This window comes from Aquiflexum sp., assembly GCF_041751335.1.
Lineage (GTDB): Bacteria > Bacteroidota > Bacteroidia > Cytophagales > Cyclobacteriaceae > Aquiflexum.
Genome location: NZ_JBGSXS010000040.1, coordinates 19,829 through 36,934, shown reverse-complemented (window position 1 = coordinate 36,934; position 17,106 = coordinate 19,829). Strand labels below are relative to the sequence as shown.

The 17,106-nt window shown below is 39.3% G+C and carries 14 protein-coding genes, 2 tRNA genes and 1 pseudogene; 11 read left to right on the top strand and 6 right to left on the bottom strand.

The features are described 5' to 3' along the window. The 3 genes and pseudogenes from ACEW8U_RS02295 to mfd all read right to left on the bottom strand — a co-directional run. A pseudogene (locus ACEW8U_RS02295) lies at positions 1–713 on the bottom strand (S9 family peptidase); the annotation flags it as partial. Positions 714–1,066: 353 nt separating this feature from the next. Continuing rightward, entirely contained in the window at positions 1,067–2,293 is a 1,227-nt protein-coding gene (gene gldJ / locus ACEW8U_RS02290; protein WP_373520415.1) for a gliding motility lipoprotein GldJ, read from the bottom strand. 178 nt (positions 2,294–2,471) lie between these two features. Further along, positions 2,472–5,819: a transcription-repair coupling factor gene (mfd, locus tag ACEW8U_RS02285; protein WP_373520414.1), complete on the bottom strand. Its 3,348-nt coding sequence runs from the start codon at positions 5,817–5,819 to the stop codon at positions 2,472–2,474. Between the two features lie 143 nt (positions 5,820–5,962). On the opposite strand from mfd, the gene ACEW8U_RS02280 reads away from it, so the two are divergent. The 4 genes from ACEW8U_RS02280 to ACEW8U_RS02265 all read left to right on the top strand — a co-directional run bounded on the left by ACEW8U_RS02280 (position 5,963) and on the right by ACEW8U_RS02265 (position 9,136). Next, positions 5,963–6,571 carry a heme-copper oxidase subunit III gene (locus tag ACEW8U_RS02280; RefSeq protein ID WP_373520413.1) on the top strand — a complete coding sequence of 203 codons (609 nt, stop codon included), beginning with the start codon at positions 5,963–5,965 and terminating at the stop codon, positions 6,569–6,571. A gap of 57 nt (positions 6,572–6,628) precedes the next feature. Continuing rightward, entirely contained in the window at positions 6,629–7,606 is a 978-nt protein-coding gene (gene hflK, locus ACEW8U_RS02275; RefSeq protein ID WP_373520412.1) for an FtsH protease activity modulator HflK, read from the top strand. After that, a complete protein-coding gene (gene hflC, locus ACEW8U_RS02270; RefSeq protein WP_373520411.1) occupies positions 7,603–8,541 on the top strand; it encodes a protease modulator HflC in 939 nt (312 codons plus the stop codon). The genes hflK and hflC overlap by 4 nt, the downstream gene beginning before the upstream one ends. Positions 8,542–8,698: 157 nt before the next feature. Further along, complete coding sequence (locus tag ACEW8U_RS02265; protein ID WP_373520410.1) at positions 8,699–9,136, top strand: hypothetical protein; 438 nt, start codon at positions 8,699–8,701, stop codon at positions 9,134–9,136. A gap of 43 nt (positions 9,137–9,179) precedes the next feature. Here the strand turns inward: ACEW8U_RS02265 and ACEW8U_RS02260 are convergent, their stop codons facing one another. Continuing rightward, entirely contained in the window at positions 9,180–9,923 is a 744-nt protein-coding gene (locus tag ACEW8U_RS02260; protein WP_373520409.1) for a hypothetical protein, read from the bottom strand. Positions 9,924–9,972: 49 nt separating this feature from the next. Between ACEW8U_RS02260 and ACEW8U_RS02255 the strand changes: the two genes are divergently transcribed. Beyond that, positions 9,973–10,299 (top strand): Rieske (2Fe-2S) protein, encoded by a 327-nt coding sequence (locus ACEW8U_RS02255; RefSeq protein ID WP_373520408.1) that lies wholly within the window; start codon positions 9,973–9,975, stop codon positions 10,297–10,299. Here the strand turns inward: ACEW8U_RS02255 and ACEW8U_RS02250 are convergent. Beyond that, positions 10,296–10,631, bottom strand: a complete 336-nt coding sequence (locus ACEW8U_RS02250) for a tRNA-binding protein (RefSeq protein WP_373520407.1) — start codon at positions 10,629–10,631, stop codon at positions 10,296–10,298. The two genes, ACEW8U_RS02255 and ACEW8U_RS02250, sit on opposite strands and share 4 nt — an antisense overlap. 73 nt (positions 10,632–10,704) lie before the next feature. On the opposite strand from ACEW8U_RS02250, the gene ACEW8U_RS02245 reads away from it, so the two are divergent. Next, positions 10,705–11,082 carry a hypothetical protein gene (locus ACEW8U_RS02245; RefSeq protein ID WP_373520406.1) on the top strand — a complete coding sequence of 126 codons (378 nt, stop codon included), beginning with the start codon at positions 10,705–10,707 and terminating at the stop codon, positions 11,080–11,082. 228 nt (positions 11,083–11,310) lie between these two features. On the opposite strand, the gene ACEW8U_RS02240 is transcribed toward ACEW8U_RS02245, so the two are convergent. Then, positions 11,311–11,850 carry an RNA methyltransferase gene (locus ACEW8U_RS02240; RefSeq protein WP_373520405.1) on the bottom strand — a complete coding sequence of 180 codons (540 nt, stop codon included), beginning with the start codon at positions 11,848–11,850 and terminating at the stop codon, positions 11,311–11,313. A gap of 85 nt (positions 11,851–11,935) precedes the next feature. Here ACEW8U_RS02240 and mutS point away from each other — a divergent pair, with 85 nt between their 5' ends. The 5 genes from mutS to ACEW8U_RS02215 all read left to right on the top strand — a co-directional run bounded on the left by mutS (position 11,936) and on the right by ACEW8U_RS02215 (position 17,002). Then, complete coding sequence (gene mutS / locus ACEW8U_RS02235; RefSeq protein ID WP_373520404.1) at positions 11,936–14,548, top strand: DNA mismatch repair protein MutS; 2,613 nt, start codon at positions 11,936–11,938, stop codon at positions 14,546–14,548. A 392-nt stretch (positions 14,549–14,940) separates the two neighbouring features. Further along, positions 14,941–15,013: transfer RNA gene (locus ACEW8U_RS02230), tRNA-Gly, on the top strand. Between the two features lie 61 nt (positions 15,014–15,074). Further along, positions 15,075–15,158, top strand: a tRNA-Leu gene (locus ACEW8U_RS02225). Between the two features lie 310 nt (positions 15,159–15,468). Next, positions 15,469–16,086: a hypothetical protein gene (locus tag ACEW8U_RS02220; RefSeq protein ID WP_373520403.1), complete on the top strand. Its 618-nt coding sequence runs from the start codon at positions 15,469–15,471 to the stop codon at positions 16,084–16,086. Next, positions 16,040–17,002: a nucleotidyl transferase AbiEii/AbiGii toxin family protein gene (locus tag ACEW8U_RS02215; protein WP_373520402.1), complete on the top strand. Its 963-nt coding sequence runs from the start codon at positions 16,040–16,042 to the stop codon at positions 17,000–17,002. Before ACEW8U_RS02220 ends, ACEW8U_RS02215 begins: the two co-directional genes overlap by 47 nt. Positions 17,003–17,106 lie beyond the last annotated feature (104 nt).

Sequence of the window (17,106 nt, the reverse complement as noted above, 5' to 3'; positions counted from 1 at the left end):
AGTTGGGAATCCATAAAATACGCTAATACCTGCTCATCATAGGGGTTACTCAACAAATCCTGATAGGTCCTGGAAGGGGCTGCATTGCCTGAGGTTTCCTGAATAATCGGACCGGAAGGAGCTAAAGGGGCTTTCGGCATTTGTCCTCTTTTGGGATTTGTAGCTTTTAGCAAAATCTTATTGTCCGGAGTCCAGGAAATGGCCGAACCAAAGGTTGCATTGACAATTTCATCCGTTAACTTTTTGGCCTCATAGGTAGTCAGATCTATTACCCAAAGGCTGATGCCTGTGTTGGTGGTATTATTAACTGCTGCATATTTTTCATCTTTGGATAGAGAAATACCTCCCAGATTGGGAATATTTGGAAGACCTTTGATGGTTTGCTGTAGACCGGTTCTTGTGTTTTTTACAATGACATTATAATAACTCCCCGATCTTGAAGGACCATTTGTTGCGGGGTTGATTCTGATTCCACCTATCCGGAGTTCAGGCTGTGCCAAGTCCTCTATGGAGGGATTGCCCGCTCTTTCCAAAAGCAACATCAAATCTCCTGAACGGCTAAAACTGACAGTTGGGGTCAGAGGAGAATCCACCAAATCAGCAATGGCTTTTGGTGGTGTCTGATAGGACATTTCATCCTGTCCCTGAACAAAGCCAATCACAGTTAGGTAGCAAATTGTCAGTAAAAAGGCTGTTTTCTTTATCTTTATCATGAGGGTATTAGTAAGTTTAGTGGTATTGAAATTAGATCAATTGTCTTTAATATAAGTGATTTTTTGGGTATTTGGTTTTTTAGAAAGGATGGGTGGTAGTTAAACTAGGAGATAGGGTAATAATGAAAACAGCTTCTCCTTGTCATTTCGAACGTAGAGAGAAATCTAAAACCTAAGTGGGTATAGACCTCTTCCGCCCCGGCGGACAAGACCTACCGTCGAAGTGACAAGGCCAAGTATTTTACCACTAGCTATCCTGATTTTGATAGAATGCCTCTATCAATTTAAATAGGTCCACAAAAAAAAGGAGCCCTTGTAAGGCTCCTCTTTAAATTCTATAAAAACACAAACAATTATTTTCCTTGTCCACCTATGGATATCATCGCGCATCTGAAACCGATATGGTTGGTGGCGGAATCCTGATGGATAAATCTTCTTGTTCCTGGGGCAAGCCAATAAGCCATATCTCTCCAAGAACCTCCTTTGTAAACTCTGTATTCGTCAGTAATCAAGGTCGTACCATAAGTCTCTTCCTCATCAAAAATACCGTCTTTTCTCAAAGGGTTGAGGTCATCAAAATCCTGATAAGAAAGCGGTCTGTAAACATCCTGAACCCATTCGTTGACATTTCCGGCCATGTGATAGAGTCCAAAATCATTCGGAGGGAAGTCATACACGTTGGTAGGGAGGATTTCACCGTCATTGGATTTGCTACCTGCGATACCTGCGTAATCACCTCGACCTCTTTTGAAGTTGGCCAAGAAATCACCTTGCTTGCCTTTTCTTTTGACATTGTATGGATTTCTAACTCCTCTTCCATCCCATGGATAGATTCGTCCATGTTCCTGGTTTTCATCCATATATTGTGTTCCGATCATAGCTTTGGCAGCATATTCCCATTCAGCCTCACTTGGTAGTCGGTATTCTGCAAAAGCAACACCTCTTTCAATCAACTGGTTTTTAGTAAAGGAACTGTCGATTTTGTTTTTCTCACGGATAAGGTCAGACACGAACTCCGTTCTCCACTTGGCATAGACATTGGCCTGGGACCAGGAAACACCTGCTACCGGATAAAAGTTAAAACCGGGAAATCTGAAGTAATATGTGTCATAAACGTCATTGTAAGATAACGCACCTGCCCAAACACCTTCCTGAGGTTCTAATTTCTGAATGGAATCTGCGCTAACCTTTTTCTTCATGTGGAAAAGAAACTCTCGGTAATCATTGTTCGTGATTTCTGTCTCATCCATAAAGAAGGAGGCAATGGTGACTGTCCTTTCGGCGTTGTCCCTGAAAGCCATGACATCCTGTTCCTGGGAACCTAGGACGGCACGACCACCTTGGATGTATTTCAGATTGGGTCCGATTTCCTGTTTGGCTAATCTGGTAACCAAAAACTGTGTACTGTCTTTTGAAGCGTCAAAGCTGTAGGCAGCACCCGTAGTAGGGCTGGCCTTACCTGGCTTGGCGGCAGTCCTTCTGCCGTAGCCTGGAGTTTTATTACAGGAACTAAGAAATGCTCCTGCAATGATTAATGCGGAGGCTAAAATCAAGCCTGTTTTGTTATTTCTAAAAACCATAGTATTAAAGTGTTTTTATGCACAAATAGAACGCTAATATATAATCATTAATATCTTAACACAATTATTTTTTTTGTACCCTCCTTCGTAGAAAATGGGATTTTTGCGGGATTGTTGAAAATAATACAAATATTTTGAGAGGAATAACAAATAAGCCTTGATTAAAAATTTTCAAAATTTATGAATTTTTCATTCCCAAGAGCCATTTTTTTGCTTTTTCTATTGTATTTACCTCGTTGATTATGAGGATTAAGCGGTTCTTCGCTTCTTTGATTTTACAATATTTCCCTTGTGTTTGTATAAACGCCAAAACCTTGCCAAAGGTATCTGACTTGAAGTACTTTTCTTTTTCAGGGGGCAAAAAGTAGCATTTCATGATGCCGTTTTTGATCACCAGCTTTTCAAATCCCAAATCTTCGGCTATCCATCGCAACCTGACTGTTTCGAACAAATCCTCCACTGTATCAGGAATTGGACCAAACCGGTCCGTGATGGATTGTATATAGGTAAGAAGTTCGGATTCCTTTTTGATGTTGTCCAGTTTGGCATAAAGTCCCAACCTTTCTGAAATATTGCTCACATAGGTCTCCGGAATCAATAGCTCCAAATCAGTTTCGATCACACAATCCTGTACCAATACCTGTACCTTTTCCTTTAAGTCCACCTCGAAAAGTTCGGCAAATTCATTTTCCTTCAACTCCTGCACAGCTTCATCCAGGATCTTATGGTACATTTCAAAACCAAGGTCAGTGATAAACCCACTTTGCTCGGCTCCCAGAAGATTGCCGGCACCCCTTATGTCCAAATCCCTCATGGCCACTTTAAAACCATCTCCCAAATCAGAAAACTCCTCTAAAGTTTGTAATCTCTTCCTAGCTTCTGCTGTTAGCCCTGAAGTCGGAGTGGTCAATAGGTAGCAGAAAGCCTTTTTATTGCTCCTTCCCACACGGCCCCGCATCTGATGCAGGTCACTGAGGCCAAACATGTGGGCCCGGTTAATAATGATGGTGTTGGCATTAGGTATATCCAAACCGGATTCAATGATATTGGTCGAAACCAACACATCATATTCTCCTTCAATGAATTTGACCATGATGTTTTCCAGTTTTTTTCCATCCATTTGGCCATGGGCTGATGCCACTCTTGCATCAGGTACCAACCTTAAGATCAGATTGGCTACGGCATCGATTTCCCCGACACGGTTGTGTACAAAAAATACCTGCCCGCCCCGACGAATCTCAAATGAAATGGCATCTCTTATCACCTCTTCCCTGAAAGTATGTATTTCAGTGGTAACGGGCTGACGATTGGGCGGAGGGGTTGCGATGACAGAAAGATCCCGCGCACCCATCAATGAGAAATGTAAAGTTCTTGGAATGGGTGTTGCTGTCAAAGTCAATACATCTACATTGACCTTCATTTCCTTCAACTGATCCTTGACTTTTACGCCAAATTTCTGTTCTTCATCAATGACCAATAATCCAAGGTTTTTGAATTTGATATCCTTATTGACTATCCTATGTGTTCCGATCAGGATATCAATCTCCCCTGTGGTGACCTGTTGGGTGATTTCTTTGATTTCTTTTGTGGAGCGGAACCTGTTGATATATTCTACTTTCACAGGAAAACCTGTGAGTCTTTCTTTGAAGGTATGATAATGCTGCATGGCCAAAATCGTGGTGGGCACCAATACCGCTACCTGCTTTCTGTCATTCAAAGCTTTGAAAGCTGCCCTGATGGCAACCTCCGTTTTTCCAAAACCCACATCGCCACAGACCAACCTGTCCATCGGATAGCTTTTTTCCATGTCCGCTTTCACATCCGCAGTAGCCACGGCCTGGTCCGGTGTATCTTCAAAAACAAAAGAGCTCTCCAATTCAACCTGGAGAACTGAATCCGGGGAAAACTGAAATCCCGGCGCACTTTTTCTTTTGGCATATAGAGAGATCAAGTCTTTGGCTATGTCCTTGACTTTGCCTTTGACCCTACTCTTTTTATTTTCCCACTCGGGAGATCCGAGTTTGGACATGCTAGGCATGTTTCCTTCCTGACCGGAATATTTGGAGATTTTGTGCAGGGAATGGATATTGACAAATAACAGGTCATCATCCCTGAATATCAGCCTGACCGCTTCCTGAGATTTACCATGGACATCCACTTTTTCCAAACCTGCAAATCTTCCTACACCGTAATCCACATGGACGATAAAGTCACCAGGATGAAGGGCCTTTAGTTCCCTTAGTGTAAGGGCTTTGGATTTACTCGCTTTGGCTTTTGTCTTGTAGCGGTGGAATCTCTCAAAAATCTGGTGGTCGGTATAGCAGGCAATCTCATGGTTTTTGTCCACAAAACCTTCCCTAAGACCTATCTGCAGGGATTGAACCCTAAGTGTAGGATCCAATTCGTTGAATATATTTTCAAGTCGCTGTATTTGCTTGTCGCTTTCCGAACAGATGATATTCAGCCAACCTTTTTTCTCATTATCAACCAGATTTTCTACCAATAGGTCAAAGTTCTTGTTGAAAGAGGGCTGTGGCTTGGAATTGAAGTTAAATACTTCTGCATCCTTGAAATAGAACTTATGACCAAATTCAAGCTTACCGAATTTTTTAGCAAATTCTGAAAATGCTACCTGTCCATCAAAAAGATCTTCCGGTTTGAGCAGAAGCTTTTCATTGGCGGTAACAATCTGATCAAATTGGCTATGGGCTTTTTGGAAATACTCCTCCATGATATCCAATGTAAACTGAAAATCCTTGAACCACATCAATGTGTTGGCTGGAAGAAATTCCAGAAATGACTGTCTTTGTTCCTGTAAAAGCTTGGTCTGTACATTTGGAATGATACTGATCTGATCAATCTTTTCCAGTGAAAGTTGAGTTTCTGGATCAAATGTTCTGATGGACTCTATCTCTTTTCCGAAAAGTTCCAGCCTGAAAGGAAGTTCATTGGCGTAGGAAAAAATATCCAATATTCCGCCCCGAATAGCAAACTGCCCCGGTTCAAACACAAAATCAGTTTTTTCAAAATCATAGGTATTGAGCAATTCTGCAATAAATTCCAAATCAACTTTTTCACCAACGGTTGCCAAAAAAGTATTTTCTTTCAGGGATCTTTTGTTGATGACTTTTTCATACAAAGCCTCTGCATAAGTAATGATTATCGGATTTTCTCTTTCCTGAACCAAAATCTTGTTGAGCACTTCAGCCCTTTGTAGCACATTCGCATTTTCAATTTCATCAAACTGATAGGGTCTTTTGTAGCTGGAAGGGAAGTAGTAGGTTATATTTTCTCCCAACAATTCCTGAATATCGTTATTTAGGTAGGCTGCTTCCTCTTTATCATGGGCCACTATCACATGGCAACCTTTCGTTATTTTATAAATTGATGAAAAAACCACCATGTCTAAACTGCCTGAAAGACCTTTAAACTGATAGTTTCCTTTTCTATTGGTCGAGATGGTGTCCGCCAAGGTCTGAACAAAGGGATCGCTTTGGTATAAAGAAAGAAATGATTTTTTTTCCAAAATTGGTTGGGTAGGAATATTAGGGTGCAAAGTTATGAAATTGATTTTTAATCTGCTTCCTAAAAGCTTTTATGAAATTGTATCCTTTTAGGCTGAACCTAAGAGGCCTTAAAATGTTTAAGATAGAGTAGTTGAAAAATCGAATGGAAAAAACCAAAGAAACCTGGTTTCAAAGAATAGAAAATATGCATCCTTACCAGACCCTGCTTTATTTGGGCATGTTTGGTAGTGGCCTTATTTTTCTCTTTATGACAGTTGCATTTTTATCCTCAGATATCTCCATGATGGAAGGTGTAAAGTTTAAAATGCCAAAATCATTTATTTTGAGTTCTTTGATCATTTTGGTCTCCGGGTATACAGTGACCAAAATGATGCTACATTTCAAGGAGGACGACGTGACCAAACTCAAAAATAGCTTGCTTTTGACTTTTTTCCTTGGGATAATCTTCACGGGGTTACAGTTTATGGGATGGAAAGAACTCGGGGACATGGGAGTTGACTTCCGAGGATTGCCCAGTGGGAGTTTTTTATATGTATTGAGTGGTATTCATATTTTTCATTTGGTGGGTGCCATGACTTTTGCCATCATAATGGTGTATCAATATAGCAGAGTAGAAAAGGATGAAGTCAAACATTTGATTATGCTGACCAATCCCTTTGAAAAAATGCGTATCCAACTTTTTACCAGTTATTGGCATTTTATGGATATGATCTGGCTGATTCTCTTTTTGATTTTTGTACTTACCTTTTAGAAAATAAACCTAATTTCGGTCTTCGATTGAAAATTAACGACTAAACCAAATACAGATATGGCAGAAAACAAATATGAAATCAATATTGATCCTGATTGGATCAAGAAATACCTCGGCCGGATCATTTTGGGTTTTGTGGTGTTGGTGGCAGCGGTCACAAGCACCAAAACTGTAGGCCCGGAAGAAGAGGGGGTTGTCATTCAACTCGGCAAATACAATAGGACTGTTGAACCAGGACTAAGCTTTATTTTACCTTTTGGCTTCGAGTCCATGTACAAAATTCCTGTGCAACGTCAATTAAAGCAGGAATTTGGATTCCGCACAACCCAGGCTTCACAAAGAAGCGAATATTCCAGTGGAAATTATGGGGATGAAAGCATGATGCTTACAGGTGACCTCAACCTCACAGATGTGGAATGGGTGGTACAGTATAGAATTGTGGATTCCTATAGGTATCTATTCAGGGTCAGAAATGCTGAAAAGACCCTTAGGGATATGTCTGAAGCATCTATGAGAAAAATAGTAGGAGATAGGACAGTAAATGAAGTCCTTACAGTTGGGCGTCAGGAAGTAGCCTCAAGTGTGGAAGTTTTATTACAACAACTTTGTGATGAATATGAAAATGGAATACGCATTGACCAGGTAGTCTTACAGGATGTCAATCCTCCTGAACCGGTCAAACCTTCTTTCAATGCAGTAAATGAAGCCCAACAGGAAAGAGAAACACTCATCAATCAGGCTGAGGCAGAATACAATAGAGTGATCCCTAGAGCAAGAGGTGAGGCGCTTGAAACAGTGCAGTTGGCGGAGGCCTATGCCCTCAACCGGGTAAACAGAGCGAAAGGTGAATCAGACAGATTTAATTCTCTCTTTGAAGCCTATATCAAAGCGCCTGAGGTAACCAAGCAGAGAATTTACTTGGAAACAATGGAAAAAATATTGCCAAATATCGGTAACAAAATCATTGTCGATGAAAAAGGCAACAATGTGTTACCGTTGTTAAATATTGACAGAGCTAAAGCAATTAACCCATGAGAACGAAAAGAATAATTTTAATTAGTTTGGTTGCAATCACTGTTTTGGTTTTAACAAATACCATATATATACTTGATGAAACTCAACAAGCAATAGTCACCCAATTCGGAAGGCCTGTGGGTGACCCGAGGACCGAACCTGGATTGAATTTCAAAATTCCTTTTCTGAACAAAGTGCAGTTCTTCGACAAAAGATATCTGGAATGGGATGGGAATAAAAACCAAGTGCCTACCAAAGACAAGAAATTTATCTTTGTTGATACCTATGCGAGATGGGAAATCACCAATCCATTGCAGTTCTTTATCAGGTTAAGAGATGAGCGATCTGCCCAATCGAGATTGGATGACATATTGGATGGAGAAACCAGAAATGCAATAGCAAGCCATGATTTGTTGGACATTGTCAGGTCGACAAACAGAGACCCGGAAATCACCGAAGAGTTTATGGAGGAAATTGAAAGATTGGATGATATCTCAGTTGGTAGAGCAATAATCGAAAAAATAGTTTTGGAAAAAGCCAATGAAAGAACGGCTGACTTGGGAGTCCGGATTTTGGACTTTAAGTTCAAAAGGATGAATTATGTCGATGAGGTAAGGGACCGAGTCTATGACAGGATGATTTCTGAAAGAAACAGGATTGCAGATCAGTTCAGGTCCGAAGGTCAGGGTGAAGCAAGAAAAATCGAAGGTGATAAAGAAAGAGACCTTGCTGAAATCCAGTCTAATGCATTTAGAGAAGCAGAAGAAATCAAAGGACGTGCCGATGCCGAAGCCACGGATATCTATGCATCTGCATACAATAAAAACCGTACGTCGGTGGACCTTTACAAGTTCCTAAGGACCATGGAAAGTTTTGAGAAATCAATGGATGAAAATACCAGTATCATTTTATCTTCTGACAGTGAGTTTTTCAAATACCTTAAGAAACTAAACTAAGCAAAATCATCGGAATCCGATAATCAATAATATCCCTTGGGTTTTTTGGCAAAAAATGGATTTATTAATAAGATCTATCATTGCATCAACAATAAAACCCAAGGGATTCTTTGATTTCCAGAATTAAACAAGGTTTATCCAATAAACTTAATCTGACATGAAGATCAATATAGAGACTGTGGTTCAACAGGACTTCCTAAAAGTAAAAGAAGGTTTTAACCAAAGCTTGTTTACAAAACTGAGTCCTCCTTTTCCACCTGTAAAGTTGTTGCGCTTTGACGGATCCATAAAAGGTGATTTTGTTACACTTGAGCTCAATTTTATCTTTTTCAAACAAAAATGGACAAGTGAAATTGTAGCAGATAAGACTACGGATCAGGAATTTTATTTTATAGATAAAGGGGTAGAACTTCCGTTTTTTTTAAAAGAATGGCAGCACAAGCATCGAATTATCAAATCAGGTCAAGGTAGCATTATCAGAGATGAAATCACCTACAAAAGTGGTTTTTCTCTATTGACCCTGATGTTATATCCCGCACTCTTTCTTCAGTTTTTGTACAGAAAACCGATTTACAAGAAAATATTTAAGGGTTGATTTACCCTCATCTTTTTAAGTTTTCCTGAAGTTTAATTTATTCTTATTTTATGGGAGTATATGCATCTTTATATCTTGTCCAAATTTCATAAATTGGATTTCCTGTAGAACTTTGTCCAGAATGATGCCATTCTCCATCAATTACTTCAAAATCAAATTCCAAGCTTGCTCCGACTCTAGAATCATCCCTTGAGAAAAATGTGATGCTCTCTGTATATTTTCCGTTTTGGGCAGTATAGGTGCCTCCTCCGGTACCCATAAATTCCTTGGTTGCAGAGTTAAAGGCAATCCATTGGAATCTGCCACCACTTAAGATTTTCACAGTCCTTCTTGCACCGGGTGTACTTCTCGAAATTTCCCCATCTCTTTTTCTTCCTGTTATCACCCAGTTAGCTGTTAATTCATCTGTTCTATCTCCCACTTTTTCCCAAATCTCCACCAAAGTCTGACCCTGTACCTTTCCTGAAATAACCATTTTTTTATCTGCCAAATCCAATTTGAAAACAGTGGTTTCCCCAACCACCTCGGGTTTGATAGTAAAAAAATCCAACGTCTCCTGATAAGCATTGTCCTTTATGATAAATTCACCTCCACCTGCACTTACAAATTTATTTGTACCAACCTCTTTAGAGCCAAATGCAAAATAACCATCCTGAATAATTTTAATATATTCTACATCAGTCATGGGTTTACCGTTTTGATGCGTCATTTTCCATGCACCCTCCAGAGATTGTGCAACCAATAATCCCGGAAACAACATGATCAATAAGGCTATGATTTCTTTCATAATGTGTTATGTTTAATTTATATTCGAATTTAGCATTTTACAATTTCTAATGAAAACCTTTACATTAGGAACGAGCAAAGAACAGGTTCTACGGCTTATTCCCGACAAACAGATCAAAATAGTGCAACTTGGGTCAACAAAAGTTTGTGTGACTCGAGATGGCGAAAATTTTTTTGTCTTTGAAACACTGTGTCCACATAGGAAAGCTAATTTATCACAAGGATTCATTAATGGAATACAGGAAGTGATCTGTCATTTACATGAATACCGGTTTGATTTAAAAACCGGTAGCGTAACCTCCGGACAATGTCCTGACCTGACAATCTACCAATCTGAAATGAGCGAGGAGGGGCTAAAAATCAAAATTAATGTCTAATGCAACTTAGCTCCATTTGGGGCCTGATTGTCTGAAGTTGCGAGGATAATATCCCCCTTACCATTATCAAAACCGGTCACCAATACTTCAGACATAAAATCTGCAATTTGTCTTGGAGCAAAATTACACACACAAATTACCTGCTTCCCAATCAAGGTTTCAGATGTATAAAGATCCGTGATTTGTGCTGAGGACTTTTTGATGCCCAAACCACCTAAATCCACCCATAGCTTAAAAGCGGGTTTTCTTGCTTTTTCAAAATTTTCCACCCTTACAATAGTGCCAATCCTAATGTCTATTCTTTGAAAATCAATGAAGTCAATCGTTTGCATTGAGGAATTTATTTTATAACTTTGAAAACTTTGCTGAAAATATTCAGTTAAATCAATCAAACCTCGGAAATAAATGACAAATCCAATCAAAATTTCTTCAAAAGGCAGTAAAGTAGTACCATTTTTAATATTGTTTTGTCTTTTTTTGAGTTTTGCTTCATTTGCCCAAAACGAAAGGGATAGAAATACTCCTGAGCTGCCTAGGAACAGCGATTCCGCAAATCAGTTCGAAAGTCCTGAGTCATCAATATCAGAACAAAAATCTGAGAATTTTCAGAGACAATCAGTCTCTCCAACTATTGAAACTAAATCAGGTACAAATACCACCCAATTCAAAAAAGATAATGCTATCTATAAAATGGGTGGAGAGAAAGAAATCAAAAAAGAAGGAATGTCCACTTTGTCTTTTAACCTCTTCTTATATATCGTGGACAAATTCAAGGAAGATTAATGCAAATACCAATAAACCTCAAAAAAGAAAAAAAGAGCCTACGTAGGTTCTTTTTTTTTACTATTTGCTTTATGAATATCCTGAAATCTACAAAAATTCATCAAAACCAATTTTACCCGAAAATTCCAAAATCAATATCAAAATATATCCAATCCGCCTGCGGCAGGCAGGTATCAATTCATATCTGATATTTTAATTTAAATAATTGCAAGATTACAAACCTTCCAATTATACTTTCAATATCCCCAACTTCACTACAAAATCCCAAATCGCGATGCCCATCGTCACAGAAATATTGAGTGAATGCTTTGTCCCTAACTGGGGAATTTCGATGACGTGGTGACTGTTTTCGATCACTTCCTGTTCGACACCAAAAACCTCATTTCCAAAAACCATCGCATATTTGCCATTCACTTCAGGAACGAAGTTATCCAACATGATACTTTGATCCACCTGCTCAAAAGAACATATCTGATAACCTGAATCCTTTAATCGGTAGATAGCCTCTAAAGTAGTCGGTAGATATTCCCAACCCACCGATTCTGTAGCTCCCAAGGCCGTCTTCTGAATTTCTTTATGGGGAGGCGTTCCGGTTATACCACATAAATAAATTTTCTCGATCAAAAACGCATCCGAAGTGCGAAAAGCCGAACCTACATTGTTAAGGCTTCTAACATTATCCAAAACAATGACAATAGGCGATTTTTTGACATCTTTGAATTCCTTCACCGACAATCGACCGAGTTCTTCCATGTTTAATTTTCTCATGTAGTTTTGTTTCCCTTTTGATATATTTTAATTTCAGGCTTTCAATATTTTCAAAATTAACATAAAGAATTAATTCAGGGACAAAATGGCCAAAGCGAAGGATAAGGAAGTGAAAGAAACTCCCTTGATGAAACAATACAATGCCATCAAATCCAAACACCCCGGAGCTCTTTTATTGTTTCGGGTGGGTGATTTTTATGAGACTTTTGGACAGGATGCTATTGTTGCCTCCAAAATATTGGACATCGTACTGACCAAAAGAGCAAATGGGTCTGCTTCACATATAGAATTGGCCGGATTCCCGCACCACTCCCTTGACAACTATTTGCCCAAATTGGTTAGGGCAGGAAACAGAGTGGCCATTTGTGATCAATTGGAGGACCCAAAGGAAGTCAAAGGAATCGTCAAGAGAGGTGTAACGGAACTGGTCACACCAGGACTATCCTTCAATGACAATGTTCTGGATAAAAGAAAAAACAATTACCTAGCCTCCATTTATTTTGGAAAAGAAATTCTTGGGATTGCTTTCCTTGACCTTTCGACGGGGGAGTTTATGTGTGCAGAGGGAACACAACCCTATATAGAGAAACTACTTCAAAGCTTCAGCCCATCAGAGGTCATTTATTCCAAAGCCGTAAAATCAAGAGCTCAGGAAATGCTCAAAGATCAATACACAACTTTTCACTGTGAAGATTGGGTATTCCAATTTGACTACACCTATGAGAAGCTAAAGAATCATTTTGCCACCAATAACCTTAAAGGTTTTGCGATAGAAAATCTTGAGCATGGCATCGTGGCAGCAGGGGCTGTTTTGTATTACTTGGAAGAAACTGAACACAACGAGGTCAAACATATTTCCTCAATTTCCAGAATTGCCGAGGAAAAATTTGTCTGGTTGGATAAATTCACCATTCGCAATCTGGAGTTGGTCTATCCCCAGCAAGAGGGCGGAATACCTTTGATTCAAATCCTTGACCATACCGTCACCCCAATGGGTTCAAGGATGATGAGAAAATGGCTTGTACTTCCATTAAAAGAAAAGGAACCTATTGAGGAAAGGCTAAAAATTGTAGATTATTTCTATGAAGGAGAGGAAAATAGAGATGAGATCCATTCCCATCTTAAGCAAATTGGGGATCTGGAAAGGTTAATTTCCAAGGTGGCTGTAGGAAGGATCAACCCAAGGGAAATGAACCAATTGAAAAAAGCCCTCAAAAACACCATCCCAATCAAATCACTCTTGTCAAGTTCCAAAAGTGAATCTCTTAAAAAACTGGCTGATCAGATCAATTCCTGCGAATTTCTCCTGGATAAAATCAACCGTGAACTTCAAGAGGACGCGCCCATGCTAATTCATCAAGGGGGCATCATCAAATCAGGAGTAGATACAGACTTGGATGAGTACAGAGGCTTGGCAAATACCGGTAAAGATTTTTTGATCTCCATGCAACAAAGAGAAGTACAGCGTACCGGCATTACATCATTGAAAGTCGCATTCAATAAGGTCTTTGGATATTATCTTGAAGTCACCAATTCGCATAAAGATAAGGTTCCTCAAGAATGGATCAGAAAACAAACTTTGGTCAATGCAGAAAGATACATCACTCCGGAACTCAAGGAATATGAAGAAAAAATCCTGAATGCAGAAGAAAGGATGATAGCCATTGAGCAGAGATACTTCATGGCTTTGGTACAGGATGCTTCTGAGTATGTTGCCCAAATTCAACAAAATGCTAGGGTCTTAGCAACCATTGACTGTCTTATCTCTTTTGCTTGGGTAGCCAAAACAAACAACTATTGTAAACCAAAAATTGCGGATACCGATTCCCTTGAAATAAAAGACGGACGTCACCCTGTAGTGGAAAAACAACTTCCGATTGGTGAACCTTATGTGCCCAATGATATTTATTTGGACAATGAGAGCCAACAGATCATGATCATTACAGGACCCAACATGGCTGGTAAATCAGCTTTACTTAGACAGACTGCATTGATTGTTCTAATGGCTCAAATGGGCAGCTTTGTTCCTGCTTCCTATGCTAGAATTGGAATCATTGATAAGGTATTTACTAGGGTGGGCGCCTCGGATAACCTCGCCAAAGGGGAGTCAACATTTATGGTCGAAATGACCGAAACAGCCAGTATCCTTAACAACCTTTCGGACAGCAGCTTGGTATTAATGGACGAAATTGGAAGAGGTACCTCAACCTACGATGGAATATCCATCGCATGGTCCATTGTGGAGTACCTGCACAGCCACCCTAAATTCAGGGCAAAAACCCTGTTTGCAACCCATTATCATGAGCTCAACCAATTGGCTGATGATTTTCCTAAAATCAAAAATTTCAATGTATCGGTAAAGGAAGTAGGCAACAAGGTAATATTCCTTAGAAAATTAAAAGAAGGAGGAAGCGAACATAGCTTTGGTATCCATGTCGCCCAAATGGCCGGGATGCCCAACCCAATTGTCTTGAGGGCATCTGAAATTATGGGGCATTTGGAAAAAGACAAGGAAATGTCTCCTTCGAAAGAGAAAATGCGTGAAATGCCCAAAAACAATTACCAATTGAGCCTTTTTGACATAGATCCCAAATTCAAAGAAGCACAGGAAATGTTGGGCAGCATCGATATCAATACCATTTCACCGATAGAAGCATTGATCAAGCTTAATGAGATCAAGAAAAAGCTGGAAACATAGGGGATGTCAAATTGGAATTTCAATTTATTGCTGGGGGACTTTTTTTTGAAAAATGACCGATGACCGATGTCGGATGATGCCGAAAATTAAGATTTAAACAAATGGTCCTGTCAATTCTGGAGTATATTGTTATCGTTGTGAATACTAATAATAGTCCGTGTGCCCTTTAAAATAAAGTAATGTTCTGATAGTCAAGTATTGAAACTGTGACTGCATGATAATCCGAAAATTTTTGATAGCTGCTTTTTGCATATTTCAAAAACTGCTTTACCTTTGCACACACAAAAGACGGAGATGTAAGATTTTCGGCTTATATTAATGAAAAGCGAGCGTAGCTCATCCCCGGTAGCTATCGGGAGGTAGAGCACGACCGTAAAATTGAAATATTGTATGCGAGAGTAGCTCAGCTGGTAGAGCACGACCTTGCCAAGGTCGGGGTCGCGAGTTCGAATCTCGTCTCTCGCTCAAAAAGCCCTTGCAAAAGGGCTTTGTTGTTTCAAGGTAATATACTCTAGCAGTAGAGTAAGCCGGGATGGTGGAATAGGTAGACACGCAAGACTTAAAATCTTGTGGCTTCACGGCCGTGCGGGTTCGATTCCCGCTCCTGGTACAGAAAAGTCGCTCAAAAGGCGGCTTTTTTTGTTTTAATAACGATCTCTCAATTATTGAGTAACTACAAATTTGGAATAGGAAACATACAAGACTTAAAATCTTGTGCCTTCGCTGCCGTGCGGTCCGGTCTACCTCCAAATAGATTCGATTCCTGCTCCTAGTCAATAATTATTTTTCAAAAGCCTCCTTTTCAGATTATCTGAAAGTGATTTATTTCAATATTTTTGTCTTTAGTATGCATGAATTTTCAATGAAATACCTTGCAAATTTTGACTGAGTTTGCTAAAATTGCATAAGAGATAAAAGCCATGAGCACCTTAAAAAACCTGAAAAAACACCTCAAACGTGGAAACGTCTATCGTAGAGCCGATTTGGAGCAGTGGACAACTGCTGTTGACCGTCATCTAGGACAATTGGTAGAAGATGGGACTCTACAAAAATTGTCCCATGGACTATATTACTATCCCAAGGAAACGGTTTTTGGGCCGACTCCACCAGACGAAGCAATCCTTGTACGTAGTTTTTTAAAGGATGAAGACTTTTTGATTACCTCTCCTAATGCGTATAATAGTCTTGGGGTTGGTACCACGCAGCTTTACAACAAGCGGGTAGTTTATAATCATAAGCGACATGGAGAATTTGAATTGGGTGGTAGACGATTTTTCTTCCACGCCAAGCCAAAGTTTCCAAAGAAACTATCAGAAGAATTTCTTTTAGTGGATTTAATCAACAATCTTGATACGCTTGCTGAGGATAAAAATGAAGTCATGCATCAGGCGTTAGACAAAGCCAAATTAATGGAACCTAAAAAAATAAAGCGGACAATTTCAGAGTATGGAAACGTAAGGACAAAAAAATTGCTTTCATCAATATTTGAAAATGAACATACCGTCAAAATATTTACATCAAAGAAAGGACTTTGCTGATCTTTTAAGAATCCTCGAAGTTGAAACAGGAATTTTAGCCCAATTGATCGAAAAGGATTATTGGATCATGCATATTTTATTTGGTTTAAAAAAACAGGGATTTGAGTTTGAGCTCAAAGGTGGTACTTCTCTTTCTAAAGGCTATAAAATCATTCACCGATTTTCGGAGGATATTGATATCCATATCAAAGCGCCTGCACAGTTAGGGGTAAATGAAAACCCTAAAAACACGAAAGACAAGAGTGTACAATCAAGAAAATATTTTTACGATTGGCTGGCTATTAACATCAAAATTGACGGGGTTACCTCAATCAAAAGAGATCACACTTTTGATGATTTGGAACATTATCGAAGTGGTGGAATCAGGCTCTTTTTTGATACACACACCGAGCAAAATGCAGGGGTAAAAGAAGGGATTCTGCTTGAGGCCGGATTTGATACAATTACACCTAACAATAAGCTGACTATCAGTTCATGGGCATATGAAAAGGCATTTCTAAACCCTAGAGTTAAAATCATAGATAACAGAGCATTTGATATAGCCTGCTATCATCCTGGTTATACCTTCGTAGAGAAACTCCAAACTATTGCAACCAAATATAGGCAGGAACAAAATGGGGCTGAACCAAAAGCTAACTTAATGAGACAATATTATGATTTGGCCTGCCTCTTGCAAAACCCTGAAGTTTTGGGATTCATTGGTTCTGAGGCCTACTTTGACCACAAAGCAAAAAGGTTTCCAAAGCAGGATTTGGAAGTACCGATAACTGAAAACCAAGCTTTCTTGCTATCAGACCCTGGGCTCAGAGAAAAATTTAAAGCCCGTTACAAATCAACCTCCAAACTCTATTTCAAAGGACAGCCTGAATTCGAGGACTTAATGGCTCGAATATCTCAATATCTGGTAGATTTATAATATCAGATCATGATTGAAATTAACCTAAACTATCTAGAAAAATGGATTTGCAATTCAAGACATAACACATTAAAAGCTGAATTTAGTAAAACACTAAAAGCTAA